This is a genomic window from [Scytonema hofmanni] UTEX 2349, assembly GCF_000582685.1.
GTDB lineage: Bacteria > Cyanobacteriota > Cyanobacteriia > Cyanobacteriales > Nostocaceae > Hassallia > Hassallia hofmanni.
In genome coordinates, this window is record NZ_KK073768.1 from 4396831 (window position 1) to 4423304 (window position 26474).

At 41.3% G+C, this 26474-nt stretch carries 25 protein-coding genes; 11 read left to right on the forward strand and 14 right to left on the reverse strand.

The genetic code is table 11. The features are described 5' to 3' along the window. Window positions 1–120 precede the first annotated feature (120 nt). The gene (locus TOL9009_RS0124930) at window positions 121–2214 is read left to right on the forward strand and encodes a serine/threonine-protein kinase (protein ID WP_029635565.1); all 2094 of its coding nucleotides are present in this window, start codon (window positions 121–123) and stop codon (window positions 2212–2214) included. A 32-nt stretch (window positions 2215–2246) separates the two neighbouring features. On the opposite strand, the gene recN is transcribed toward TOL9009_RS0124930, so the two are convergent. The 3 genes from recN to TOL9009_RS49645 form a co-directional block, all read right to left on the reverse strand. After that, window positions 2247–4022 (reverse strand): DNA repair protein RecN, encoded by a 1776-nt coding sequence (recN, locus tag TOL9009_RS40390; RefSeq protein ID WP_051503022.1) that lies wholly within the window; start codon window positions 4020–4022, stop codon window positions 2247–2249. Between the two features lie 68 nt (window positions 4023–4090). Next, window positions 4091–5557: an addiction module component gene (locus TOL9009_RS40395; protein ID WP_051503023.1), complete on the reverse strand. Its 1467-nt coding sequence runs from the start codon at window positions 5555–5557 to the stop codon at window positions 4091–4093. 32 nt (window positions 5558–5589) lie between these two features. After that, complete coding sequence (locus TOL9009_RS49645; protein WP_260675939.1) at window positions 5590–6009, reverse strand: recombinase family protein; 420 nt, start codon at window positions 6007–6009, stop codon at window positions 5590–5592. 219 nt (window positions 6010–6228) lie between these two features. Between TOL9009_RS49645 and TOL9009_RS40400 the strand changes: the two genes are divergently transcribed. Beyond that, window positions 6229–8211 carry an ABC1 kinase family protein gene (locus TOL9009_RS40400; protein WP_038296573.1) on the forward strand — a complete coding sequence of 661 codons (1983 nt, stop codon included), beginning with the start codon at window positions 6229–6231 and terminating at the stop codon, window positions 8209–8211. Window positions 8212–8315: 104 nt separating this feature from the next. After that, window positions 8316–8855, forward strand: a complete 540-nt coding sequence (locus TOL9009_RS0124955; RefSeq protein WP_029635567.1) for a nucleotidyltransferase family protein — start codon at window positions 8316–8318, stop codon at window positions 8853–8855. Window positions 8856–9136: 281 nt separating this feature from the next. On the opposite strand, the gene TOL9009_RS0124960 is transcribed toward TOL9009_RS0124955, so the two are convergent. From TOL9009_RS0124960 to purE, 11 genes are all read right to left on the reverse strand, one after another. After that, window positions 9137–9325: a hypothetical protein gene (locus tag TOL9009_RS0124960; protein ID WP_029635569.1), complete on the reverse strand. Its 189-nt coding sequence runs from the start codon at window positions 9323–9325 to the stop codon at window positions 9137–9139. Between the two features lie 63 nt (window positions 9326–9388). After that, window positions 9389–9559 carry a hypothetical protein gene (locus TOL9009_RS47735; RefSeq protein WP_186227719.1) on the reverse strand — a complete coding sequence of 57 codons (171 nt, stop codon included), beginning with the start codon at window positions 9557–9559 and terminating at the stop codon, window positions 9389–9391. A 14-nt stretch (window positions 9560–9573) separates the two neighbouring features. Continuing rightward, entirely contained in the window at window positions 9574–9825 is a 252-nt protein-coding gene (locus TOL9009_RS0124965) for a type II toxin-antitoxin system HicA family toxin (RefSeq protein WP_029635572.1), read from the reverse strand. After that, on the reverse strand, window positions 9818–10057 hold the full coding sequence (locus TOL9009_RS40405; RefSeq protein ID WP_038296575.1) for a type II toxin-antitoxin system HicB family antitoxin: 240 nt from the start codon (window positions 10055–10057) through the stop codon (window positions 9818–9820). Before TOL9009_RS40405 ends, TOL9009_RS0124965 begins: the two co-directional genes overlap by 8 nt. A 40-nt stretch (window positions 10058–10097) precedes the next feature. Continuing rightward, complete coding sequence (locus TOL9009_RS40410; protein WP_038296577.1) at window positions 10098–12689, reverse strand: NACHT domain-containing protein; 2592 nt, start codon at window positions 12687–12689, stop codon at window positions 10098–10100. A 246-nt stretch (window positions 12690–12935) separates the two neighbouring features. After that, entirely contained in the window at window positions 12936–14135 is a 1200-nt protein-coding gene (locus TOL9009_RS0124980; RefSeq protein ID WP_029635576.1) for a S8 family peptidase, read from the reverse strand. 75 nt (window positions 14136–14210) lie between these two features. Continuing rightward, window positions 14211–15419, reverse strand: a complete 1209-nt coding sequence (locus TOL9009_RS0124985) for a 4-hydroxy-3-methylbut-2-enyl diphosphate reductase (RefSeq protein WP_029635578.1) — start codon at window positions 15417–15419, stop codon at window positions 14211–14213. A gap of 179 nt (window positions 15420–15598) precedes the next feature. Beyond that, window positions 15599–16459: an SGNH/GDSL hydrolase family protein gene (locus TOL9009_RS0124990; protein WP_029635580.1), complete on the reverse strand. Its 861-nt coding sequence runs from the start codon at window positions 16457–16459 to the stop codon at window positions 15599–15601. Between the two features lie 329 nt (window positions 16460–16788). Next, window positions 16789–18168 carry an ammonium transporter gene (locus TOL9009_RS0124995; RefSeq protein ID WP_186227698.1) on the reverse strand — a complete coding sequence of 460 codons (1380 nt, stop codon included), beginning with the start codon at window positions 18166–18168 and terminating at the stop codon, window positions 16789–16791. Window positions 18169–18687: 519 nt separating this feature from the next. Further along, the gene (locus TOL9009_RS40415) at window positions 18688–20280 is read right to left on the reverse strand and encodes an ammonium transporter (protein ID WP_398344932.1); all 1593 of its coding nucleotides are present in this window, start codon (window positions 20278–20280) and stop codon (window positions 18688–18690) included. An 817-nt stretch (window positions 20281–21097) separates the two neighbouring features. Next, window positions 21098–21613, reverse strand: a complete 516-nt coding sequence (gene purE, locus TOL9009_RS0125005; RefSeq protein WP_029635584.1) for a 5-(carboxyamino)imidazole ribonucleotide mutase — start codon at window positions 21611–21613, stop codon at window positions 21098–21100. A 151-nt stretch (window positions 21614–21764) separates the two neighbouring features. Here purE and nagA point away from each other — a divergent pair, with 151 nt between their 5' ends. From nagA to TOL9009_RS0125040, 8 genes are all read left to right on the forward strand, one after another. Beyond that, window positions 21765–22922, forward strand: a complete 1158-nt coding sequence (nagA, locus tag TOL9009_RS0125010; RefSeq protein ID WP_029635586.1) for an N-acetylglucosamine-6-phosphate deacetylase — start codon at window positions 21765–21767, stop codon at window positions 22920–22922. A 145-nt stretch (window positions 22923–23067) separates the two neighbouring features. Further along, a complete protein-coding gene (locus TOL9009_RS0125015) occupies window positions 23068–23298 on the forward strand; it encodes a hypothetical protein (protein WP_029635588.1) in 231 nt (76 codons plus the stop codon). A 2-nt stretch (window positions 23299–23300) separates the two neighbouring features. Beyond that, on the forward strand, window positions 23301–23510 hold the full coding sequence (locus TOL9009_RS49650) for a PIN domain-containing protein (RefSeq protein WP_242055032.1): 210 nt from the start codon (window positions 23301–23303) through the stop codon (window positions 23508–23510). Between the two features lie 3 nt (window positions 23511–23513). Continuing rightward, the gene (locus TOL9009_RS49655; protein ID WP_242055037.1) at window positions 23514–23720 is read left to right on the forward strand and encodes a PIN domain-containing protein; all 207 of its coding nucleotides are present in this window, start codon (window positions 23514–23516) and stop codon (window positions 23718–23720) included. A gap of 429 nt (window positions 23721–24149) precedes the next feature. Further along, the gene (gene bchM / locus TOL9009_RS0125025) at window positions 24150–24836 is read left to right on the forward strand and encodes a magnesium protoporphyrin IX methyltransferase (protein WP_029635590.1); all 687 of its coding nucleotides are present in this window, start codon (window positions 24150–24152) and stop codon (window positions 24834–24836) included. Window positions 24837–24882: 46 nt separating this feature from the next. Then, a complete protein-coding gene (locus TOL9009_RS0125030) occupies window positions 24883–25305 on the forward strand; it encodes a hypothetical protein (RefSeq protein ID WP_029635592.1) in 423 nt (140 codons plus the stop codon). Window positions 25306–25524: 219 nt separating this feature from the next. Next, window positions 25525–26010 (forward strand): hypothetical protein, encoded by a 486-nt coding sequence (locus tag TOL9009_RS0125035; RefSeq protein WP_029635594.1) that lies wholly within the window; start codon window positions 25525–25527, stop codon window positions 26008–26010. 31 nt (window positions 26011–26041) lie between these two features. Then, window positions 26042–26425, forward strand: coding sequence for a DUF423 domain-containing protein (locus TOL9009_RS0125040; protein ID WP_029635597.1), 384 nt, complete (start codon window positions 26042–26044; stop codon window positions 26423–26425). Window positions 26426–26474: the final 49 nt, after the last annotated feature.

Below are 26474 nucleotides of genomic sequence, written 5' to 3' on the forward strand. Positions count from 1 at the left end.
TTAAATTAATATTTCTCCCCCCCTCCCCCCCTCTCCCTCTCCCCCTCTCCCCCTTCATCCGGTTCCCCTGTGGCAAGATTGGAATCAGATAATATTGCGCTAGAACTTATGGCAAGGCAAATGCTGGGAAACACACTTGTTGGACGATACCAAATTATTAAACATTTGGGAGGTGGTGGATTTGGTGAAACTTTTGTTGCTTGTGATACTCAATTACCAGGTTCACCTCAATGTGTTGTCAAAAAACTCAAACCTCAGTCAAAAGACCCGGTATCTTTGCAAACAGCTAGACGTTTATTCGATACGGAAGCTCAAGTTCTCTATAAGTTGGGTACTCACGATCGCATTCCCCAACTTTTGGCTTACTTTGAGGAAAATGAAGAATTTTATCTCGTTCAAGAATTTATCGAAGGTCATGATCTTAGTCAAGAGTTAACATCAGAAAAAACTTTCAGTCAAGCGGAAGTTATTTCTCTTTTAGAAGAAATATTAGAAATATTAGAGTTTGTCCATCAACAAAAGGTCATTCATCGCGATGTCAATCCGCGAAATATACTCAGACGAAAGCTAGATAATAAGTTAATTTTAATCGACTTTGGAGCAGTTAAAGAAATTACTACTCAAGTAATTAATCTGCAACTTAAAACAAAATCTACAGTTGCTATCGGAACTCCCGGATATATGCCTGGTGAACAAGCTCAAGGTAGTCCAAAATATAGTAGTGATATTTATGCTGTGGGGATAATTGCTATTCAAGCATTAACAGGTTTATCACCTGACCAAATTGAAAAAGATATAGAAACAAATGAAATTATTTGGCAAAATCATATTTCGGCAATGCCAGATTTAGCAAATTTTATCGATAAAATGGTGCGTTATGATTTTCGACAACGCTATGCTTCGGCAACTTTAGCATTACAAACACTCAAAGATTTAAATAAACCACCATCTAAAACAGTTACATTAAGTTTCTCTCCGATAAAAAATCAAATCAACAAGGTAAAGCAAAAACAAAAAGGTCTATTATTTAAATCTTTAATCGGGTTAAGTTTAATTGGGGTAAGTATTGCAGGTTCTCTAGCAATTGTTCATAAAATTAACTCTAGAAATGCGATTCAGTTGTATAATCAAGCAAATACGCTTTATGATTTGCAACGCTATCAAGATGCTTTATCTGTGTATGAAAAAGCAGTTGATATTAAACCAAAATATGCTCAAGGATGGAATGGTCAAGGAAAAGCGCTGTATGAGTTAAAGCAATATAAAGAAGCTTTGACAGCATACGATAAGGCAATTCAAATTAAACCTGATTATTTGGAAGCTTGGAGTGGACGAGGTTTTGTTTTGGAAAAAATGCAGCGTTACAGTGAAGCGATCGCTTCTTTTGATAAAGCTTTAGAATTAGAAAACAATCACTCAGATATCTGGAATGCTAAAGGTGAAGCTTTAAGTAATTTAGCACAATACGACAATGCTATTAAAGCTTATGATAAAGCGATTGAATTCAAATCAGATTATTATGAAGCTTGGTATCATAAAGGTTTTGCCTTGCAAAATTTAAAACGATATGAAGAGGCAATTACTGCATTCGACAAAGCTGTAGAACTAAAGCCAGATTATTGGCTAGCTTGGTATAATCGCGGCAATGCTCTAGTTAATTTACAACGCTATCAAGATGCGTTTACATCTTACGATAAAACTGTGCAATATCAACCTAATTATTACCAAGCTTGGTTGTCTAGAGGTAATATGTTGATGAACTTGCAACGGTATCCAGAAGCAATTGAATCTTTCAATCAAGTGATTAAATATAATCGCAGCAGCCATCAAGCATGGTTTAATCGCGGTTGGGCAATGCATAAAATGCAACGTTATGAAGATGCTGTTACAGCTTATAATAAAGCGATAGAAATTAAACGCAACGATTATCAAGCTTGGTACAATCAGGGAAATTCGCTATTTAATTTAAAGAAATACCAAGAAGCGATCGCATCTTATAATAAGGCAATTCGTTACAAAGCAGATTCTTACGAAACTTGGTATAGTCGAGGCAATGCATTATATAATTTGAAACGATATCAAGAAGCGATCGCTTCATATGAACAAGCGGTTAAATTTAAGCCAGATTACAAGGAAGCTATAGATGCTCGTAATTTAACTCAAAGTATATTAGAAGCAGAGAAATCTAAGCTTCCGGTTATTCCTAATTTTTAATACAGCAAGAATCAGGATTTGGGAGTTAGGAGTTATCCCTTGTCTCCCTTGTCCCCCTTGTCCCCTTGTCCCCTTGTCCCCCCCTCCCCCACTCCTCTTCGGTGGTTGGCAGCTTGTAATAAAAGAGATTCCGCAAAAGCGATCGCATCATTTGCTGATTTCCCACCGGCTAGCTGTGCGAGTTCATCGCGGCGGGTGGTATTATTATCTAGGCTGGTAACGCGCACGACTGTACGCACACCGTTATTATCGTTATTATTGATCGTTTGCTTATCTACGCGAAAATGACGATCTCCCATTGCTGCTACTAAAGGTTGGTGAGTAACACACAATACTTGCTGATGTTGACTGAGTTGATGTAACTTTTCGGCGATCGCTTGTGCTACTCTCCCAGAAACACCAACATCAATTTCATCAAATACCATCGTTCCCGCACTATCAGCTAGAGAAAAACAAGATTTCAGCGCTAATAAAAAACGACTCATTTCTCCACCAGAAGCAATTTCTGTTAAAGGTTGCAGCGGTTCTCCCGGATTCGGACTAAACATAAAAGTAATTTTGTCCGCTCCAACTGCGGTGAAAGTAGTCAGTACTATTTCAACTTTAAACTTTACCTTTTCCATCGCTAAAGGCTTTAGTTCATTTAACAATCGTGATTCTAAAGCTGCTGCTGCTGTGCGACGTAAATCAGTTAATTGCCCAGAAACTTGAGTCAGCTTTTCTAAACAAACTTTTTCTTGCTGTTCCAGACTTTCGATAGATTGTTCGCTGTCGTTCAGTTCAGCTAATTCTGATTGGATGCGTTGATAGTAAGCGATCGCTTCGGTGAGTGTCGGTCCATATTTGCGGCAGATTTGCTTCAATTCCCGAATTCGCTCTTCTACTTCCTCCAATCGTTGGGGATCTGCTTCCAAACCTTCACCATAAGTGTTAATTTGTCGCGCTACTTCTACCACCGCCGTTTGAGCATCTCTCACCAAATCTAACAGCGATTGTAACTGCGAATCGTATTCTACCATGTGACTTAATGCTACTTCGCTGTCTGCGAGTAAGTCGCCGACAGTTAAAGCTTCGTTATCGTTTTGGTATAACGCTTGATAAACTTTGTAGCTCATTTGTTGCAATTCAACTACATGATTCAAGCGCTGATGTTCTTGTTCTAACTGTTCCAATTCATCAGGTTCGCACAAATTTGCCGTTCCCAATTCTTGAACTTGATAAGTTAGTAAATCGAATTGTTGTAAACGTTCCCGTTCAGAAGTGCGGCGTTTTTCGGTTAGTTGATGCGCCATTTGGTAAGCTGTAAAAGCAGTTGTCACAACTTGACGCTGTTGCATCAACTTTTCCCCACCGTAAAGATCCAACCAATCACGCACTTGAGCAGATTGTCCTACTTGTACAGTTTGACCTTGAGCGGTGATTTCCACAAGGCGATCGCGTAAACCTGTCATTAATTGTCGATTTACCAAAACTCCATTCACACGCGATCGACTGCGGATATTTCCTGATGTCGCAGTGATTTCTCGGCTAATAACTACAGAATTATCATCTATTGAATCAATTTCTTGTTCGCTCAACCAAGCAGCAAAGGCAGAATTAGAGGCAAAAGTAGCTTCTACCATCGCTCGACTTGTACCAGTGCGAATTAGCCTACTAGAGACTTTACCCCCTAAAGCTGCATCAATTGCATCCAGGATAATCGACTTTCCCGCGCCAGTTTCACCTGTTAATACATTTAGTCCAGCGCCGAATTCTAATTCTAATTGGTCAACTAGGGCAAAATTTTCTATTCTGAGGCAGAGCAACATGAAACCAATTTCTCCGTTAAGGGATACACAAGTAACGTAGTCAACCGAAGTCAAACAGCGTTAATTGCTCATAGTTCGCTCTCTGATTGACCTAAACGAGTGCGTTGTCTTTTAGGTTCTAGAGTCTGGGGTTTATCCGTACCCGTTATCGCTTCAAACACTTCATCCCTACATGGGATGAAGGTGTCCAAAAACTTCTGAGTTCGATCTTGTAAGATCACCTTAACACTTGAATGTTTAAGGTAACGGGGGATTTCAACGTCCCCCATCCTTACTAGAATGTTGTCAGCAGCGTTAGTATCCGAGTGCATAACGACCCCATCATGTCCGGTAAACTTGTCTCCAGACCTGGTTCCCGTTAAGGTTCCAAATCTAGAATCAAGTTGTGACGTATATGCACAATTGACACTCTTTACCGTGCAACCTACACGGGTTGAAACTTGTTTGAGAGCATCCACAACTATCCCCTTGCACCATGAACAGACGTTTCTCTTCATGCGCTTTTTCATGGGCTTTTTGCTTTTTATTTGCTCAGTTAAATCTTCATAAGCCACTGTAATTGCGTTTAACATTAACGCATGAGTAGCTGTAAATACAATGGTTTTGATTTGTCCTTTAAAGGAATTCTCACGGGCTATCCACTTTATTTTTCCGAGATTATTGCGCTTAATTCGGTCGGCGCGTGCAGAGTCTCCTTTTAAAGTTGCTTTGTTTGCAACTGCCAACAACTTATTACGTTTGATGAGTTTTTCAGTTCGATAATCAGTTTCTTTTGTTTGGATTGCGCCGAAGTTTTTACCTAAAAATCTCGCGCCATCATTTGATGATGTTGTGTAAACTTCGGTGTATCCTCGGTCGCAACCAATAACAAGACCTTCTGTCTTTTTATCGGCTTTTTGAATATCGGTTGTATAGTGAATTTCCCATCTGCCTGACCGCTTAATTAGGCGTAGCTGGCATTTAACTTTGTGTGGCAGGGTTGTAGGAAGTTTAAGGGTTTTACCATTAACCAATCCCCCAAACTTAAGCCAGACTACATCCCTGCTATCAGTTTGAGTATCAAAAGCTTTAAGAACTATTTGGTTGGCGACTTTCGTGTGTCCACGATACCAAAATCGTCTAACCAGCGTACAAAGTAAGGGGTGATTCAACCATTCACGACTTTCTAAGGTGAGTTGTAATAGTTCTTTTTTAGCTTGAAATGATTGGTAAGACTGCCCCAGCGCATTCATCACTTTTTCTACGCAGGCAGCTTGAACTAAATGAATATCGTCAATGACATCGTAAAGTGTTGCCTCCCAAAGTTTCGCGGGTAGCTGATACTTGTATGAGCAACCCCTTAATTGCTTGTCAATGTCAAATTTTGATATTCCCCAAGCCTTGAGTGAACCGAATTCGTTCCACAAATCAGAGCGTAGTTTACCGAGCCGAAACGCAATAGTATCAAGTTCTTTTTCCTTCCATTTGTTTAACTTTGCAGTGCCAAGAATAGCTATTCTTGTTACCGTTACTTGACCTTTCAATTTACGCTTCATAGTCTCGACTCACTACGTTTTCTTGATTATACTCACATTGACTCACACTGACTACGAGTTAGTTCTTGAACATCAGAAATGTTTTGTTCTTCTTCAATCTTCTTTTTGTAAGCGCGAAGGAAGTAGAGCTTGGAACTAAAACAATGCATAATCGCCATAAAATCTTGCATCAATTCTTCATGGGGAGAAAGCTTGGCGTTATTAACCACGGTGATTTTGCAATGATGAAGATTGCAGAACCATTCCACAAATTCAAATCCAAAACGGCAAAGTCTGTCCTTGTGTCCCACTACGATTTCAGATATTTCCTTATTTGAGACTTGAGTCATTAATTTGATACAGTTTTTCCGTTTCCAGTTCATCCTACTGGCAGACGCCGGATTTTCTAAATTTAAGAGACACTTAATAGAAGGGCATTGGGCAATGGGCATTGGGCATTGGGCAATGTGCATTGGGCAATGGGCAATGGGCAATGGGCACGCTTGCAGTCAGAATTAAAGAAGTTCAATAAAGCAAGTGCGTGAATAAATACAATTCTTTCCATGCCCCATGCCCCATGTCCCATGCCCACCTACTTAGTTTAATTTGTCTTTGATGTGAATTTACAAGACTCGCCTGTAATAAATTGTTACAATACTTAACGTGGACGTATCGACCTGGTGGCAAACTTCATGAGTGCTAAGACAATTTCCCCAACTGACCAACCGATTGATGTTGAAGTGGTTTCTATTGATGGAGCTATAGTTCCTGTGGTGACACCAAGCGTACCTCAGATAGCCAAGGCACCAGAACAAAAACCCGAATTGCGTTACGATCCTTTAGCCCTTGCCGCATATTATAAAAAACGACCCCTGCAAGTTTTGCGTCGTATTTTCACAGTTTTGACACCGAGTTTATCCTTTGCTTTTGGTTTGTGGTTGGACAGCAAACGGGGAGTTGTCGTCAAAAATGACCCGCGTCGTGCGAGTCAGTTACGAGAATTGCTGACAGGATTGGGACCCGCTTACATTAAAATTGGGCAAGCTTTATCTACCAGACCGGATTTAGTTCCCCCTGTATACTTAGAAGAATTAACCAAACTACAAGACCAGTTACCAGCATTTCCCAATGAAATCGCGTATCAATTTATTCAAGAAGAATTAGGAGCGCTTCCAGAAGAGATTTACTCGGAACTTTCCCCCGAACCAATTGCCGCAGCTTCTTTGGGACAAGTTTACAAAGGTAAGTTGAGAAGTACTGGTGAGGAAGTTGCAGTTAAAGTCCAACGTCCCGACTTACGCGAAGGTATAACAATTGACTTGTATATTTTACGTCGCCTTGCGGGGTGGGCGCAAAGAACCTTTAAAAGGGTGCGAAGTGACCTTGTAGGGATTCTAGATGAATTAGGCGATCGCATCTTTGAAGAGATGGACTACATCCACGAAGGACAAAACGCGGAGCGATTTTTTCAGTTATACGGTCACATGAAAGACGTTTATGTACCGAATATTTACTGGGAATATACAAACCGCCGCGTTTTGACGATGGAGTGGATTAACGGCACAAAATTAACTAATACAGCAGAAATTCGCGCCCAAGGCATCGATGCGCGTTATCTAATTGAAGTGGGTGTGCAGTGTTCATTGCGACAATTATTAGAACATGGATTTTTCCATGCCGACCCGCACCCAGGTAACTTGTTAGCCACAACCGATGGTAAACTAGCTTATCTTGACTTTGGGATGATGAGCGAGATTCAACCGCTGCAAAGATATGGTTTAATTGAAGCGATCGTTCACGTTGTCAACCGCGATTTTGAAGGTTTAGCCAAAGATTACGTCAAGTTAGATTTCTTATCACCAGAAACCGACTTAACCCCAATTATTCCCGCTTTTGCCAGAGTATTTGCCAATGCCGAAGGTGCTAGCGTTGCTGACCTCAACATCAAAAGCATCACCGATGAATTATCAGCTTTGATGTATGAGTATCCTTTCCGCGTTCCACCTTATTACGCTTTGATTATCCGTTCATTGGTAACGCTCGAAGGAATTGCTATCTTTATAGATCCAAATTTCAAAGTCCTTAGCGAAGCTTATCCTTACGTTTCCAAACGCTTATTAACCGACCCAGCACCACAATTAAGAGCATCTTTGCAAGATTTACTTTTTAAAGAAGGTACATTCCGCTGGAACCGTTTAGAAAACCTCTTAAAAAATGCCCGTAACAATCAAGATTATGACTTGAATGTGGTTTTGAATCAAGCATTAGAGTTTCTATCTTCCGATAGAGGCGCTTTTATTAGAAATCGGGTTGTAGATGAAGTTGTGAAAGGAGTCGATGCTTTAGGTAAAAACGCTTTGCATAATTTCACATATTTGTTGCGGGAAAGAGTCGGTTTAACAGCAATCAACGAAACTCCCTCAGCATCAGTTGAACAGCAACAAACCTTAGAGCATATCAAACGTATTTTTAATATTCTCCAAGAAACCCGTGGCTTTGATCCAGCGCAACTTGTTCCCCAACTTGCACAATTAATAGTAAATCCTGGAGTGCAGCGTTTGGGTCAGCAAGTTACCAGTCTCTTAATCCAAAAAGCCATCGCAAGACTGATTCGGGAATTTTTAGCCCCCGAAGAAGTTGTTGTGAATCCTACTCAACCAAAACTACCTGCTTAACCCGTAGTAAGCGCTTCAGCGCTTTATATTAGGGAATTTTTAGCCCCCGAAGAAGTTAGTAAGCACTTTAAGCGCTGAAGCGCTTACTACACTAAGATAATAAAATGGATGCTAACACACGCTTACAGATAATTTTAGCTGATTCGCCTGTTGGTATTGTATTGAGTGCGATCGCGCAAAGCAATCTTCCCAACTGGTGGTTAGCAGGTGGTGCAGTACGAAATACCGTTTGGCGTCATATTTTCGGCGAAGAATGTAAGTTAGTTATTAACGACTTTGATATTGCCTTCTTTGATCAACACGGAAATCGTTCTCAAGAACTAGCAGCAAAAACAGCTTTGACAAATCAATTTCCTGAGTACAAATTTGATGTCAAAAATCAAGCTAGTTTCGCTCATTGGCGTCCCGGTCGTCAAACCTTTAATAGTACAGAAGATGGCATTACGAATTGGCTCCACACAGCCACTGCTGTAGGCGTGAAGCTAGATGCAGAGGGAAAATGGCAATTTTTCACCCCCTACGGCTTAGATGATTTATTTGGCGGCATTATTCGCCCGACACCAGCACATATTGATAATCCAGATGCAGAACAAAAAGCATCTGGATTTCTGCAAAAGTGTCCTTGCTTGCGTTTGGCTATTTAGCTAGTAGTGCGTCAAGGACTAATTGACGCATAGATTTTCTGTAGAGACGGCGATTTATCGCGTCTCTCTAAGGGTTAAAATGATAAGCCCTGACGATTAAAATCGCACGCCAGGTGCTTCAACGCGGGGAACCCGCGCAACGCACTGGCTTGGCTATACAAACAAAGTCCGCCTACGCGGACTAACCTGGAAATAGGGTTTCAAATTTTATCTGGCAAGAGTAATAAAATAGCGTGCATCTCCCTCAGAGACTCGTTCATCTCCCTCGGATACTCGTTCATCTAGCTCAGAGACTCGTTCATCTCTCTCGGATACTCGTTCATCTCCCTCGGATACTCGTTCATCTCTCTCGGATACTCGTTCATCTCCCTCAGAGACTCGTTCATCTCCCTCGGATACTGGTTCATCTCCCTCAGAGACTCGTTCATCTCCCTCAGAGACTCGTTCATCTCCCTCAGAGACTCGTTCATCTAGCTCAGATACTCGTTTATCTAGCTCAGATACTCGTTCATCTCTCTCAAAGACTCGTTTATCTACCTTAGATACTGATTAATGAAGTTCAAAGACTGAGGTGCGGTTTCCGACAGGGGGAACTCATCTAAATATAGTTTAGTTGCTTCGCGCAAAGAGTGCGATCGCTTCATAAGATCGTCTCTCCCTGACGCTTCAGTTCCCACCTCACAGACATTCAGCCACGTAAACATCTTTCTACTGTAAGCTAAAGATTTTCAATAAACTCCTCAACTGAAACTCCAGCTTGATTCAGAATACTTTTAAGCGTCCCAACAGCTACAGTTTTGCGATGTAGTGGCACAACACAACCGACTTCAATCACTTCCTGTTCTTCTCCTTCGTCTAACAGTTGCTTCTTCAAAATTACATGACTGCCACGTTGTCTTACCTGAACAAAGCCTAAATGTTCCAGAACACGAATGACTTCAGAGGCTTTAATTCTGGGTAACTTAGGCACTAGTCACCTCAAATGTAGTCAACAACCGACGAGGTGCGGTTTCCGAAAGCGGGAACTCATCTAAATATAGTTCAGTTGCTTCGCGCAAATTGGCGATCGCTTCTTCTATGGTTTCTCCTTGACTAGCAGTTCCCACCTCTGGACATTCAGCGACGTAAACATCTTCTTCCCAATGCAGAATTGCTGTAAAAGTTTGAGTTTTTTTGTCTTGAGCCTGTTTTAATGAACTCATAGAGTGTTTATCTAGCTATATTTCATTACCTTATTGTTGCTTAACCCGTTGGAACCAACAACATCCGCGCCTCAATCGCTTCCCAAGTTTGGGGTGACACCCGCACTGCTGCTTGTTTGCACTGGATAATCAGGTAATTTGCATAGAGATAATTGTCCAGTGCCTGCAATTCTTCCGCAGATAAATCGACCATTTCTGGGGTGAGATTAAAAGCATTAAGCCAAGTTTGTATGAGGCGGTCAACAAATTGCCGATGCACTTGCTGAAATTGATTATTATAAGGAATTTGGGCTTTGAGTTCTTTGAGTCGGGCAATTAGCACTGTAAAGTTTACAGGTTTGAAAATTTTTATTTGATCTAGCTCTGTAGCTAGGTTAATAAACTTGTCGATGGCTTTGGCTATGGCGTTGGCGTTGGCTATGTCTTTGGCTATGTCTTTGGCTATGGCGTTGGCTTTGGCTTTGGCGATGGCTATGGCGTAGGTGTTGGCTATGGCGTAAGCCTTGGCGTTGGCTATGGCTATGGCGTAAGCCTTGGCGTTGGCGTTGGCTTTGGCTTTGGCGATGTCATCGGCGTTGGCGATACCGATGGCGTAGGCGATGGCGTAGCCGTTGGGGTTGGAGTTGACGATGGCGATGGCGTAGGCGTTGGCGATGGCGATGGCGATCGCAGCTGCACGTTTACCAACTGGTTTAAAATTACCTTCAGATCCATCTGTTATCTGTTCTGCCCAGTGCAGTAAGGCTTGTAACTTAGAAGTGCGGAATAGATTTGGGAATTTACGGGTTTTAATATACTTTTGTGCTTCCTTTTCCATTAACAACAGCAACTTATCTGCACCACCGCGCATTAATCCAGCCACTAGCAAAAATACTTCTTTCCAGCGTTCGTCAGTAAGATGTTCTGCAACCAATTTTTCAATCAGTTGATGGTCGTCAATATATTTTGCTGTTAAATATTCTTGTAGCGTCAAATGGGAGAATGAATAAATATCCCGTTCTCGTTCTACTAAAATTCCCTGCTGAATAGCTATAGCATCCAACACTACCTCAGCCTCTAAATGCTTTGGTGCATTGTCGTTACTTGCGAGGAACTCTTTTATTTCTCTAACAACTTCTTGGTGAGAAAAGAATAGTTTCTCTGCTTCAAAGCCTAGATAGGCGATTTCAGAAAGCATGATTTTCTCTAAATCAATGCCAAGTTCCTGATCGATACGGTCTTCTTGAATCCGTTTTTCGGCTCGCCATCTTCTCAGTAATATATCTAAAGCATCACTGTATAGCGTAGACCGATTTTTTGGCAAGTCCTGAGATTCGTCATATACTAAACAGAGAAAAGTTAGTAACAGAGGAGTTTGGGCAAGTTCCTTAGTTGCTGTATATTCTTGTTGCTTCAATAAGCCCCAGAACTTTTCCGCAGTTTCTACTTTCTTATCAACCTCTGAAGAAAACCAATTTTTAATAAACTGCTGAATTTGACCATCATTGAATTCGGCAATGGTAACTTCGCTACACTTCGGAAAATTCTGGCGATAGGCAGCGATACGGCAAGAGATAATAAACCTATTTTTCTTCCATTCATCAACAAAACTTTGAATTTGCTTAATTGCCAAATCCATATTATCTGTTGGTACTTCATCCAAACCATCTAGCAAAATCAACAACTTGCCTTGCTCTAATGCTTTGGTTGTAAAATCTTCAATAAGTGGCAATTGACAATCAAAAAAATCTTTGACAATTGTTTGGTGAATATTGATTTCTTTATCAGTAAATTGTTTCAAGTCAATAAAAAGTGGAATACATTGATGCTGATATTCACTTTGATGAGCCTTAAGTGCTTCAAGTCCTATTTTTCGCAATAATGTAGACTTTCCCGCGCCAGGAGCGCCGAGTACCATCAAATATTGCTGCTGATTTGCTACTTTAAGACCATCTTCTGTATTCGCCTTTTTATGTTGTATTCCGCGCTTTCCTGCTTGGCGGTAAAGTTCTTCTAAGCCTTCAACTGACTCAAATTTCCGAATGTCATAATTTTGGAAACATTGCACTGCTGTATAGATTGAATCCAAATCTACAGGCTTTTGCATTCCCAATATTTGCAGTTTGTTGTGGCGCTTGTGGTAGTTAATAATGTATTGCTGAGATGCTTTATAAATTAGTTTTTTTGTTTTCTCATCTAAAGGGCGATCAAGTATGTTTATATAAAGGTCAGCGAAATGTTTAACTGCTTCATCTGGTGCAATTTCCGGCAGCGCAATCAGCTGATCCAGACTGACATGGTTAACTCCAGGCAGATCCAAAGAGCTTAGAATTGCATTCGCTGAACCTTCGACAACCACAACACGGCTGAGAGTCCCGCCAATAGGTTTTAAAGAAAGATTTTGCAGTGCTTGGACAGTATCACCCACTGCCTCGGCAAGTTGATTTTTTCGGCGCTCAATTAATGCCTGTCGATAAGCTTGATAAGATGGAAATTCGTTAGGATCAAGGGGTGGATTGCTTGCATCTTTTTTGATTTGATTGTCAGCGCCTAAAGTAATAATTGCACGAATCTCTTCATTGCCCCGCGCATATGTCAGAACTTCTTCTAGCAAAGGGTCAATTTTGGCAATCTGGCTTTCGTTAAGATCCATAGTGCAATTCTAGATGATTTGCGAAAATTCCCGGTGTTCAGATTCCCGACTTCTTAAAGAATATCGTTGGCGAATGGTAGGTCTGACCCCTCATTTTATTAAAAACCTCGTAGAGACGTTCCGCCGGAACGTCTCTACAATTGTGTGGAATGTCGAAAAATCGTGAGGGGGTGATACCCCTGAATCGCCAGCAGTATCCGTAAAAGTTGTCGGGAATCTAATTTTTCACGCTCTTATTTAGGACTGTTATAGTGCCGCTGTCACCTGAATTAAACCTCGACCTTGACGGTCACTTTGGTGTCCCAAATCGTGACAAGTCGAAAGCAGCACGTCAAACAAATGCCCTACAGTAATTTGTTTGTTGTACTTCTCTAATATTAAAGCTGCTACACCAGAAACGATTGGGGTAGCCATCGAAGTTCCGTCCCAAGCTTCGTAACCGCCACCTTGAACAGATGAATAAACTCCTTCACCAGGAGCAACTAAATAAGGGACATTATAAAGATGATTATTAATAGATATTGTGCCACTGCCACTAAAAGATGCAATTTTACCGCCAGAGTTTGTAGCACCTACCGAAACCGCACCTCTACAATTTGCTGGTGCATCAGTTCTGTTAAATCCATCATTGCCAACAGCGCAAACCGGCAATATTCCTACTGCCAATAAAGTATCAATTAAATCGCTGACTCCATCAGAATATCGAGGAATGCCAGCGGAAATATTTACAATATTCACATCTACGCGAGTTCCCAGCCAGTCAAGCCATAAAAATAAGTCTGATAATTTGCCTGTACCGCGAGGAATGAGAACACCGTTGATCAGTTTAGTTTCTGGTGCTACCCCAATCTGTTGACCGCAAATCAATCCCGCAACATGAGTACCATGACCATCGGTATCTTGGCAAGGTATTGACTGAATTTGCTGTGTTCTATCATTAAAACTATAAGATTCAGTTACTTTGCCTTGCAATTCCGAGTGACTGTTATCGATACCCGTGTCCAAAACAGCAATAGTGATATTTTTGCCAGTGCCTGTAAATCCCTGTTGACGTGCTTTGTTGAGAGCGATCGCATCCAAATGCCATAAATCTGCTGCTGTGATTTTATCTTTACTAGCTCGTAGATTGCGTTCGGGCTGGATCAACTCAATCGGCTGGTCGCGTAATATCAAAGCATTAGGCAACTCGCGACGCATTCTTACAGCTTCTTCATCCGACATTTCTACAATAGCCGCTCCAGTAATTCCTGAGTAAGTAGGATGCTTTGAGACGTTTTCTGCATCTTCTAGCCAATGTTCAATTTCTCTGTGAACTGGATCTTCCTCCCAAAAATCAACCACTTCCTTAACTTGCGTGGGACGACTTTCTGGGGTGAATTTTCGGGATTGCAGTTTGAGCGATCGCGTTACTGATGTCGCCTTTGGTCGAATAATATAAACACTCATACTCTGACAAACTTATAATAAATTTATGGGGTAGGCAACATACCCACCCCACAAATAGAGCATACCAGGTTCTTTTTAAACCACTGTTGCTGTAGCTTTCAATTCAAAAATCTTCTCAATCACATCTTCAACCACCTTATCGGGTGTAGAAGCACCAGAGGTAATTCCTACAACAATTTCATTATCTGGCAACCAGTTTTCTGTTATCTTCAACTCACCATTTAATAGTCGATGCTCAATCGCATTTCCTGATTTAATTCGCTCTACACAATCGATATGATAAGAAGGAATTTTCTCCTCTACAGCAATTTGTTGCAATTGAGTAGTATTCGAGGAATTAAATCCACCAATTACCACCATCAAATCTAGCTTGTGTTCAACTAAACCCAACATCGCATCTTGCCGTTCTTGGGTAGCATCACAAATAGTATTAAAGCTTTGAAAATGCTGATTTAAATCAACGGGACCATACTTTTTCAACATGGTATGCTCAAACAGTTTCCCAAGTTGCTCAGTTTCGCCTTTGAGCATCGTTGTTTGATTAGCGATCCCAACTCTTTCTAAATCTTTATCCGGGTCAAATCCGGCGCTAATTGCTTTGCTAAATTTAGCGAGAAACTCTTCCCGATTTCCACCATTAAGAATATAATCAGCAACGTAATCAGCTTCCTGCATATTCAGCACAATCAAATATTTCCCAGCAAAGGAACTAGTTGCAATGGTTTCTTCGTGCTTATATTTGCCGTGAATAATTGAAGTGTAATCGCCTTTCTTATGCTTCTCAACTGTATTCCAAACTTTCGAGACCCAAGGACAAGTGGTATCAACAATTTTGCAGCCTTTCTCGTTAAGGATCTGCATTTCTTGGACGCTTGCGCCAAAAGCTGGTAGTATAACTACATCACCTGATTCGACCACAGAAAAGTCTTTTTTACCAGCTTCAAAAGGGATAAATCCCACTTCCATTTCCAGCATTCGCTGATTTACAGAAGGATTGTGAATAATTTCATTAGTAATCCAAATCCTTTCTGAGGGGAAATGCTTACGGGTTTCATACGCCATTGCTACAGCACGTTCCACACCCCAACAAAAGCCAAAAGCTTGTGCTAGTTGAATGGTTGTATTACCCCGTTTTAGGGTGTAATTATTATCGCGAATTTGTTGAATTAAATTGCTTTGATATTCGGATTGCAACTGAGTAGCGACTTCGGCTTGATGACCAAACCCTCGACGATGATAGTTTTCTGAATGTTGGAGCGATCGCTTAAAAGCTTTTGTATCCATTGTTTTTTCATCAGAGACTCCTCTATCTTATTGTAGGAGCGCACAGACACCATTTAAGTAGAGACGCGATTAATCGCGTCTGTACAAAAGACGCGATTAATCGCGTCTCTACAAAACTGGGGGGAAGAAATTTCACCTTGTCCCCTTGTCACCTTGTCACCTTGTCCCCCTTATCCCCCTTATCCCTTATCCCCCTTATCCCCCTTATCCAGTTCAATCTGAGTGTACATTAGCAACGCGGAACGCCAGACAAGATAGCCTTGGGGACTTAGGTGTAAACCATCGGTAGAGAATTCGGGACGAAGATTGCCTTGCTTGTTGGTAAATAAAGGATGCAAGTTGAGATATTTCACATTTGCTTTTGTAGCTATATCTTGCAGTTGCTGATTTAGCTTGCGAATGCGACTGTTAGGAATAGCCAGTAGTTTGTCTCGTCTTTCCCAAGTTGCTTCTTCTGCTCCATGTGGCAAAATCGACTGAACCACAATTTGCGTTTTTGGATGCACCTTTCTCAAGTAAGTGATAATTTGTTGCTGATTGTTTAAAATTGTCTCATCCCTTGCACCCCGAATCAGGTCATTAATGCCAATCATCACAAAAATCGTCTTTGGCTGAGTGCGGTCAAATATATCTAATCTTTTTAATAGTCCTTCGCTAGTTTCTCCAGAAATTCCCTGATTTAGCCAATTTCTGTCTTCAGGTAATAACTCTGTAGGAAACCACAATGAGAGAGAATCTCCCGCAAGGATACTTAAATTGTGGTGAGGTTTATCGGCAGCTGCTTTAGCTTCTTTTCTGAGGACATCTACCCACTGGGGATAACTGAATTTATGGCGAAGTCCTAGTTCAGGTGTAATTTTAGCAGGTGTAGCTTGGGGTTGACTGTTGTGGTTGACTGGTGTCGCGGTATGTGCAAACCAAAAAAAAGCGGTCAAACCCTGCTGTCGAAAAATTAGCAAGGCGATCGCTAACATCAGTATGCCGTTGATTACCAAGGAGAAAAATGCCCAGGTAGGAAAAATTTTTGCTGGAGTTGACACGTTAGCGGAGGTAAAAGTAAAAAGTAAAAAGGTAAAAGTAAGAATAAAGATTTTTTACCTTTTATCTTCTATCTTTTACCTTGGAAATAAGCAACAATCAAGGGTGATAAATTGCACTACCTATTAGTAATACCAATTCTTTATGAGGCTGCGCTTAATAACCCGACGAGTAAACTCGCGGCTACACGTACAAAGCCCACCTGCGTGGGCTAAATTAGGCGCAGCTTCAAACAGAAATGGTATGAGTAACCAGACAAAATTAATTACAATATAAATTCTTTACCAGGTAAGAATTTCAGCCCATATTTTTTGTAATTAATTGTGTCCAACTACTTAACACTAATACGCTCTCCAAATTCTTCGTTGTAACCTTCTTCGCCGTGTTCGTTGATATCCATGCCTTGCAGTTCGGCTTCTTCTTTGATTCGCAACCCGACTGTGACATCTAGAATCTTCAAAATAATCCAGGTACCGACAGCAGCAATGACATAGGCAATGGCAATGGCGATAATTTGCGTTACCACTTGACCGGGGTTGCCAAATAACAAGCCATTTTTCCCTGTTGAGTTGACTGTGGTGGTGGCAAAGATTCCGGTGAGAATTGCCCCGATTGTCCCACCGACGCCATGCACGGGAAAGGTATCTAAAGCATCGTCAATATTGACTTTGTGCTTGAAGCTGACGGCATAAAAGCAGACAAAGGCTGTAATACCGCCAATTAATATCGCAGCTAGAGGTGTGACAAATCCTGCGGCTGGGGTGATACCAACTAATCCGGCAACTGCACCTGTGGCTGCACCGACTGCTGTTGGTTTACCCCGCAAGACTTTTTCCAGGATTAGCCACATTAAAGCACCACTCGCTGCACCTGTATTGGTGGCAACAAATGCGGTTGTTGCTAAACCGCCAGAAGCAAAGGCGCTACCAGCATTGAAGCCGAACCAGCCAAACCACAGCAAGCCTGCACCCAACAAAATGAAAGGAACGTTGTGAGGAGGGCTGAGACGGTCGGGATATGTTTTCCGTGGTCCGAGGTAGATGGCAGCGACGAGGGCAGAAACACCGGAACTGATATGAACGACTGTGCCCCCTGCAAAGTCTAGGGCGCCCATTCCACCAGCCAAGCCCAAAAATCCGCCTTTAGCCCATACCATGTGCGCTAGGGGCGAATAAATAAACGTAGACCACAGCAGCACAAATAATGAGTAAGCGGTGAAGTTCATGCGTTCGGCGATCGCACCACTAATCAACGCTGGGGTGATAATGGCAAACATTGCCTGATAAATCATGAATGCCTGGTGGGGAATTGTCGGTGCATAGGAAACTATTTCCACTGGGCTTGTGCCTTTAAGATAATCGGTTGTCTCTAAGCCGACACCATTTAACCCAAACCACTCTAATCCGCCGATGAAGGGATTACCTGGTGCAAAAGCAAGGCTGTAGCCCCACAAAATCCAGGTGACTCCAACGATCGCCATCAGCACGAAGCTCATCATCAATGTATTTAGGATGTTGCGCGATCGCACAAATCCACCATAGAAAAACGCTAATCCAGGTGTCATCAACAACACGAGTGCCGAACAAATCAGCATAAATGCTGTATCGGCTGATGTTTGAGCATTAGTGATTGCTGCGTTTACATCTGTGGGTGCTGCCAAGGCATTACTCGTCAGTACACCTAGAAGCAATGAGGCGATCGCCCCAATCATTACAACTTTCTTCAACACTTCTTCTTTGTCCCTGAGTACCAACAATTTTTTGTGTTACTTACATTTGAGTACTTTGTGATACTCCTTTTTGTCTTGGAAGTTACTCAAATTTCGTTTCTGGGATAACTAACTAAAAATATACTTCTTATAGCAGTTGCTAAGTCTTAAATCAATATGCTCTTATGCACTTTTTGCATCTGTTATTCTTAATCAATCACATTTATTGCTACAAAATTTAAATTTTTAAGCTTGTTACTATACAAATATGAAATTTTGTGTTTGTTATTTGTTGATAGTTGATTAAAAAAGTTGTTAGTTGATACTTAATGGAAATCCCAACAGCAAACAACTAATACCAATTTAATATGAAGTTGCACCCATAAGAACCCCACCCTAACCCTCCCCGCAAGCGGGGAGGGAACCGGATTTTCCCCTAAGAGCTTGCGGGGAGGGGCTGATCGGGGTGGGGTAAAATTCTATGCAACTTCACAAATAATTGGTATAACAACGATCCAACTATTAGGTGATAGTAGGTTTACCCCGGTGTGGTATTTCTCCTAGATTACCTACTTCAGGAAATCCGCTCTGATTAGCCTCTTTCGCAAATCCGTTGTAAGCCTCCATACCATGTTCGCTGATATCTAAACCTTCAAACTCTTCTTCGGGAGTTACTCTGATACCTAAAGTAGCTTTTAGCGCCAGCCAGAAGATGCTGCTCAGAAGAACAGTCATGCCGCCTACCGAGACAATACCGACTAATTGCGGAATCAATGTGCCAAAGTTACCACCAAAGAATAATCCGTGGGGTCCGACTGGCTTACCTGCCAAGTCAACCATCCAAGGATATCCACCAGGACCAACAGCGAATAAACCTACTGCCAGAGTTCCCCAAATACCACAAACTAAGTGAACTGAGGTTGCTCCCACAGGGTCATCAATGCGGAGTTTGTCAAAGAAGGTGACAGAGAAAACTACCAAGACTCCGGCAATCAAGCCAATGATGAAAGAACTGCCAACGCTGACGTAAGCACAAGATGCTGTAATTCCCACCAAGCCAGCTAAAATACCATTGATAATCATTGAAAGGTCTGGCTTACCCAAATACAGCCAAGCTGTAATTGTCGCAGCAATGCCACCGACAGCACCCGCCATATTGGTGGTTAAGGCTATGTGGGTAATTGCACCAGGGTCGGCAGCCATCACTGAACCTGGGTTGAAACCAAACCAGCCCAACCACAAAATCAAGCAGCCCAAGGTGGCAATGCTCATGTTATGACCGGGAATGGCATTAACTTGCCCATTTTCATATCTACCAATGCGCGGTCCGAGAAATGCTGCTCCCATCAAAGCTGCCCACCCACCAACTGAGTGAACCACTGTACAACCGGCAAAATCCCAGAAACCCATATCTGCTAACCAACCAGCACCCCAAATCCAGTGTCCGGTAATGGGGTAGGCAATGCCTACGAGTAAGAGGCTAAAGATTAAGAAGTCAATAAACTTAATTCTTTCCGCAACTGCCCCAGAAACAATAGTGGCGGCTGTGCCGGCGAATACTAGCTGAAATAAGAACTTAGCAGCTAGAGGTACACCAGTCCAGTTTAGGGCGCTGAAGATGCCTTTATAAGCTTCTCCTGTGGCGGGGCTGTTATCAGTTCCTCCTAAGAAAAACCCATTCAGTCCAATGAAATCATTGCCATCGCCAAACATCAAGGCAAAACCGATCGCCCAAAATGCCACTGTCGATAGGGCAAACACGATCAAGTTTTTGGAAAGAACGTTGACAGCGTTTTTCTGGCGACAGAACCCGGTTTCTAACATACAAAAACCAGCGTTCATGAAGAACACCAAAAAAGCAGCGATCGCTACCCACAATGTATCAAGGGCAACTTTCAAGTCCCCTGTAGTTGGTCCGGCTGATGGAGTTTGGGCAACCGCTGCACAACCCCACCCCAACACAATCAAACAAGCGATCGGTAAGCAAGCTTGCCAACTTGGAGATAGTCGTTTTATCGCTAGATTAAATTTATTGACAATTGAGTTCGATTGTGTTCTCTTTCTTTGATGTCTACTGCTAGCTTTCGATTTCTTTTTTTGCGTAACTTTTAACATCATGCCTTTTAATATCCCTAACTGAAAAAATACCTTAAGCAACAAAGCGCTAACACCAAAAGCGAAACAAGTCGTTTTTGATATTTGTCATTCGGGCAAGCTGGTTGTTGAAACTTGCTTATTTTCATCATTGGCAATTGATTGTCTGAAAATCAAAAAGCCAAATAACTACAGTATTAATCAAGAAACTGGTGCTATCTCTGTAAATTTTACGGAGATTATTAATAAAATATTATGTATTTTGTCAAACAGTCAACCATCCTTTATTCACTCTTTAATAATTATTCTCTGGCAGGTTAATTTTTTTTCCCTTAGGGATTGGAGATTAGTTACTAATTAATGCCAACAATTGCCAATATCCTATTACATAAACCTTTCCTAAAAAAGTTTCAAGTGTAAAGGATAAAATACTAACAACTTATCGTTTTAGCTTTTTCTTTCTCCAATTAACCCCGCAGCAGAAACTCGCAAAGGTTCAGTGCTGTTTTTTGTTCAAAAGTTTGGTGAATCCAGTAATAAAGTTGATTGATTTTCTATTAAGCCAAATAGTAATTCTGTAGTGTTAAATACAATTTTCTAGTTTTTACTGCTACTTGGATGCATCAGCATTGCTAAATAAAGTAATTGTATCCGTTACAGTGTCAGCATTTTCGGACATTAAGTCAATAAATTATGAAATTTAGATAAAATAAGTTAATAATTTTTACAAAAAGATAAAGCTACTGCTGTTAGGAATTAGATACTTTATATCTTTTTATACAGATAAACCCACAAAAGTTTTACTTAAGTATAGTTAATTCTAAGTAAATAACCGATATTACATCTGTTGCAAATATTGCTCAAAGCCTAATTCTTCTAACTTTGCTTGCTTTGCTATTACCGAATCGCAGAGATTTTGGCGATATTTTTGGACTTTTTCGAGTAATTCAGGTTGCTGGGTAGCGAGAATTTGAACTGCCAAAAGACCGGCATTTGTCGCATTACCTATTGCCACGGTCGCAACTGGGATACCAGTAGGCATTTGTACAATAGAATACAGTGAATCAAGTCCTTGTAAGTAACGACTGGGGACGGGAACACCGATAACCGGAAGAGGAGTTAAAGATGCAACCATTCCGGGAAGATGAGCAGCACCGCCAGCACCGGCGATAATCACTTTAATGCCGCGTTGGTGTGCAAATTGTGCGTATTCAACCATACGTTCTGGGGTACGATGGGCGCTAACAATGGCAACTTCGGTTTGAATGCCAAATTCTTCACAAATAGCGATCGCACCCTCCATGATGGGTAAATCGGAATCGCTGCCCATAATAATACCGATAAGGGAAGTCATATGAATGGGGATTGGGGACTGGGGACTGGGGATTGGGGATTGGGAACTAGGGACTAGGGACTAGGGACTAGGAAAAGAATTATTACCAATGCCCAATGCCCAATGCCCAATGCCCCAATAGAGTGATGTTGAATTTTACAAAACTATCGTGATGAGCAAAGCAACACCCATAAATATTATCAACGCTAGAGTGCCGGGATACAAAGATTTGCAGATGCTCTTGGTTCGTGAGGGTATAGTTGAGCGAATTTTGCCAATGGGTACAGTTTTCAAAGCGATCGCACCTCCTGACTTGGAATTGTTGGATCTTTGTGGTGATTGGATTTCCTTGGGAGGTGTCGATTTACAGATTAACGGTGCGTTAGGGTTGGCATTTCCGGAATTAAAAGCTGAAAATTTCGACTTTCTGCAAAAAATCTGTGAATATCTTTGGGATGTGGGGGTAGATGGATTTTTACCGACGCTGGTGACAACTTCGGTGGATAATATTCAGCGATCGCTTGCTGTCATCGCTGATTTTATTTCTCGTCAAAAAGTCGGTTCGCAAATTCTCGGTGTCCATCTAGAGGGACCATTTTTAAATTACCAAAAGCGCGGCGCACACCCGGCAGAATATCTGTTACCTTTAACAATTGAAGAAGTAAAGCGAGTTTTGGGCGATTATGCCCAGATTATCAAAGTTATCACCCTCGCATCAGAGTTAGATCCCACTGGTGAAGTCATTCCTTACTTGCGTTCAAAGGGCATTACCGTTAGTTTAGGACATTCTCAAGCCACCGTCGCCCAAGCGCAACACGCTTTTAAACTGGGTGCAACGATGGTGACTCATGCTTTTAACGCTATGCCATTATTACATCATCGCGAACCGGGATTATTAGGCGCAGCAATTCTTAATTCTGATGTGATGTGTGGTTTTATTGCAGATGGTGAGCATGTTTCACCAATTATGCTACAAATTCTTCTACGCGCCAGTTCTCACAAAGGACTTTTTTTAGTAAGTGATGCTTTATCACCTTTGGGACTTCCTGATGGGGTTTATCCTTGGGATACTCGGCAAATTGAAGTAAAAAACGGTACGGCAAGACTGCCTGATGGAACTTTATCGGGGACGACTTTACCTTTATTGGTGGGAGCGCAAAACTTGGTGAAGTGGGGTTGTGATGTAGAAACTGGCATAATTCTTGCAACCGAAGCACCAAGAAAAGCAATTGGATTACCAGGAATTTCCCCAAATCAACCCGCCAAATTATTACGCTGGCATTGGGATGAAGCGACAAAAGAACTCACTTGGCAGCGACTATTGAGCTAAATTTTGCGTAAAGGTACTCTCCCATCGTGGGTTTTGGGGTTAGTAGCGTTGGGTTCGCAGTTGGTTTCGGCGGTGAAAGAGAGATCCGCCATAATTACTCACAGCGTTATAATATTACTTAATTTATGACAAAAATAACTGAATTATGAAAAAAATAGAAATCGAACTAGATCAAGAAACATTTGCAAAAATAGAAAAATTAACACAAACTTATCATTGCGAAATTTCTGACATAATCAAAGCAATGATTGAGCAACTAACACAACCAGAAGTTATTAATGATTCCTTTATCGGTAAATGGTCTAACGAGGCGGAATTAGTTGATACAATGGTTGCAGATATTTTCAAACACAGGAATTTAGAAAAACTAAATTAGCTGTGAGAAAATCTTTAATTGATACAGACATTGTATCAGAGATTCGCAAATTAAAAAATCCTAAAATAAATGCTAAAGCTATTGCTTATAGAGCTATATGGCAACAGTACACAATTTCGGTAATTACTGTTTCTGAAATTATTAAGGGATGGAGAAAAATAAATCGGAATGACCGCATTCAACAATTTTTGGCAGATTTATCTCAATTATAAATTTTGCATTTAGACCAAAGCTGTGCAGAAATTTCCGGCTTAATTCAGGCAGATTTAGAAAAAGCAGGACAACCAATAGGATTAGCAGATATCTTAATAGCCTCTATAGCTATCGAAAATAATTTAGTTTTAGTAACAGGGAATACTAAACATTATCAAAATATCCAGGCATTAGGATATCCTTTATTAATTGATAATTGGCGAGTATAAAAATTTGTACTACCTTATATCTTACACCTGTTCGTCCGCCAAGAAATAAATTTCTTGGCTCAAAGCTTAAGTAAGCTTTAGCTTACTGGATATACATTTGAGTCCGTTTTAACGGACTTGGGCTATGAGCCTTGAACTTCAGTTCAAGGCGTACTCAGGGTATTGTCTAAAGAGCAATTTGAATGATAATTATAAAATAATGCGATCGCTTCACCTATGCCAAAAGCGCACTTTGCATGAGACTACATCACAAAAAATCTGTAACACCGTCAGCTCTTGTCGGTTCGCATCAATGCTCGATAGATACAGTCATCGAATTACAGCAAAAGCGATCGCGCTCCAGAGTATAGAAAAATTTGGAAGAGCGTTCTTGACGGTTGCTATTAATGATATTTTTAAGCATTGGGAACCCATCAAACAAAATTCAACATGAACGCAACCGACGACAAAACAATTGTTAAAGATTATTTCAATTCCACCGGCTTCGATCGCTGGAGACGTATTTATGGTGATGGCGAAGTCAACAAAGTTCAGCTAGACATCCGCAACGGACATCAGCAAACCGTCGATACAGTCCTTAGCTGGTTAAAAGCTGATAACAATTTAGCAGAAATATCAATCTGTGATGCTGGATGTGGTGTGGGTAGTCTTAGCATCCCCCTAGCGGCAGATAATGCGAAAGTTTATGCCAGCGATATTTCTGACAAAATGGTGACAGAAGCAAAAGATAGAGCTTTAGAAACTTTAGGACAAAGCGATAATCCCACTTTCGCCGTCCAAGATTTAGAAGCGTTGAGTGGTAGTTATCATACCGTCATTTGCCTAGATGTTCTCATCCACTATCCCCAAGAAAAGGCAGACGAGATGATTTCTCATCTATGTTCTCTGGCACAGTCGCGGATAATTCTCAGCTTTGCGCCGAAAACCTGCGCTTTGAGTATACTAAAAAAAATCGGCAGTTTTTTCCCAGGACCGAGTAAAGCAACTCGTGCTTACTTGCATCGTGAAGCTGATGTAGTGAAAATACTAGAAAAAAACGGCTTTAGTGTCGAAAGACAGTCTATGACTCGGACTCGCTTTTATTTTTCACGAATATTGGAAGCTACGCGTAAGTGAGGTTAAGATTGCGGCAAGATAACTCTTACATTTTGCGCTTTCGATTATGAAATTTCTCACCAAACTAACTGCCGGGTTCTTGCTGATGAGCGGATTTCTATGTTTGATGGTCAGTGTTTCTGCCTTATCGCAGTTACCAGATAAAGACCAGAATACCTTAGAACAGCAAGACGCGACAGATACTTTTGTTGGAGGAATAGCCTTAGGTGTCCCATTAGTAGCAGGGGGAGGATACATGCTTTGGGGATTGCGTAGAAGAAATGAAAAATTGTTACGCGATCGCCTAGATTCTACTTTTTATCAAATGCTCAAAGCCGATAATGGTAGAATTACCGTCTTACAGTTAGCGATGGAAGCACAACTATCTGGGCAAGAAGCTAAACAATATCTCGATCAAAAAGCTAAAGAGTTCAACGCTACTTTTGAAACCAGTGAGCAAGGCAACATTAGTTACCTTTTTCATCTTTAACATTATGTCCGCGCTCATTAATAGTAATAAAAATGCTGCAACGGTCGTAAAGACGTTCCGACGGAACGTCTCTACAATATGTACGCTCTGCCAGACATGACATGAGATGTCATTTTTATTTCCTAGTCCCCAGTCCCTAGTCGCTGCTTTCTTAGTGGAACATCTGGGCAAGTGAGGCTAGAATCACAAACAAAGTTCATTCTTTTAAGTGGAACAACTATGAAGACAGCAGGAAAATTAGCTTCTGGATGGCTGCTTACACTCGGATTTATGTTTATGACGCTATCAGTTTCAGCACTATTTGACAAAATAGCTATAGAGAACGCATCTCGGCGATTGCCCGTAGATTTTGATCGAGAATTTGATGCTCCAAATGTTACCTATCCTGATAATAATACTGTTGTGGGTGGTTTAGTTTTTGGCGTTCCGACTTTAATACTGGGTGGATGGCTAGCATTTGGATTGTACCGTGACAGTCAGCAAGAGAAAAAAATGATTAATCAACAGGTGAGCGATCGCTTGCAATCTCTTTTTTATCAAATGCTGACTGAAAACAATGGACGTGTCACCGTTTTAAGCTTTGCAATGCAGTCACAGCTACCAGCTGCCGTTGCCAGAGAATATTTAGATGAAAAAGCGCAAGAATTTCATGCTAACTTTAAAGTAAGCGAGGATGGGGCAGTCTCTTATCATTTTGATGTTTAAACCCTAAACACAGCGAAAATGGGATAACTCCATGACGCAAATTTTTTTGAGTATAGGTGCCATTTTAGGCGGTTTGTCGGTTGCGGGTGGTGCCTTTGCTTCTCATGCATTGCGGGATAAAATTAGCGATCGCTCCCTCGAAATTTTTGAAACTGCTGCTCGTTACCAAATGTACCACGCTCTGGCATTATTGTTAGTAGCACTATTATTGAGCATCTACCAAGAATCTCCGCCACCGACTTTGTTAGCAAGTGGGTGGCTGTTCATTATTGGGATTGCTTTGTTCTCAGGTAGCTTATATGCTCTCTCGTTAACAAATGTGAAAATATTGGGAGCGATCGCACCACTTGGAGGTGCAGCTCTTATTGCGGGTTGGGGTGCCTTGGCTTTTGCCGCTTGGAGTTTAAAGTATTAAATAGTTAGGAGTAGTAGAGACGTTCCACCAGAACGTCTCTACTAAAAGC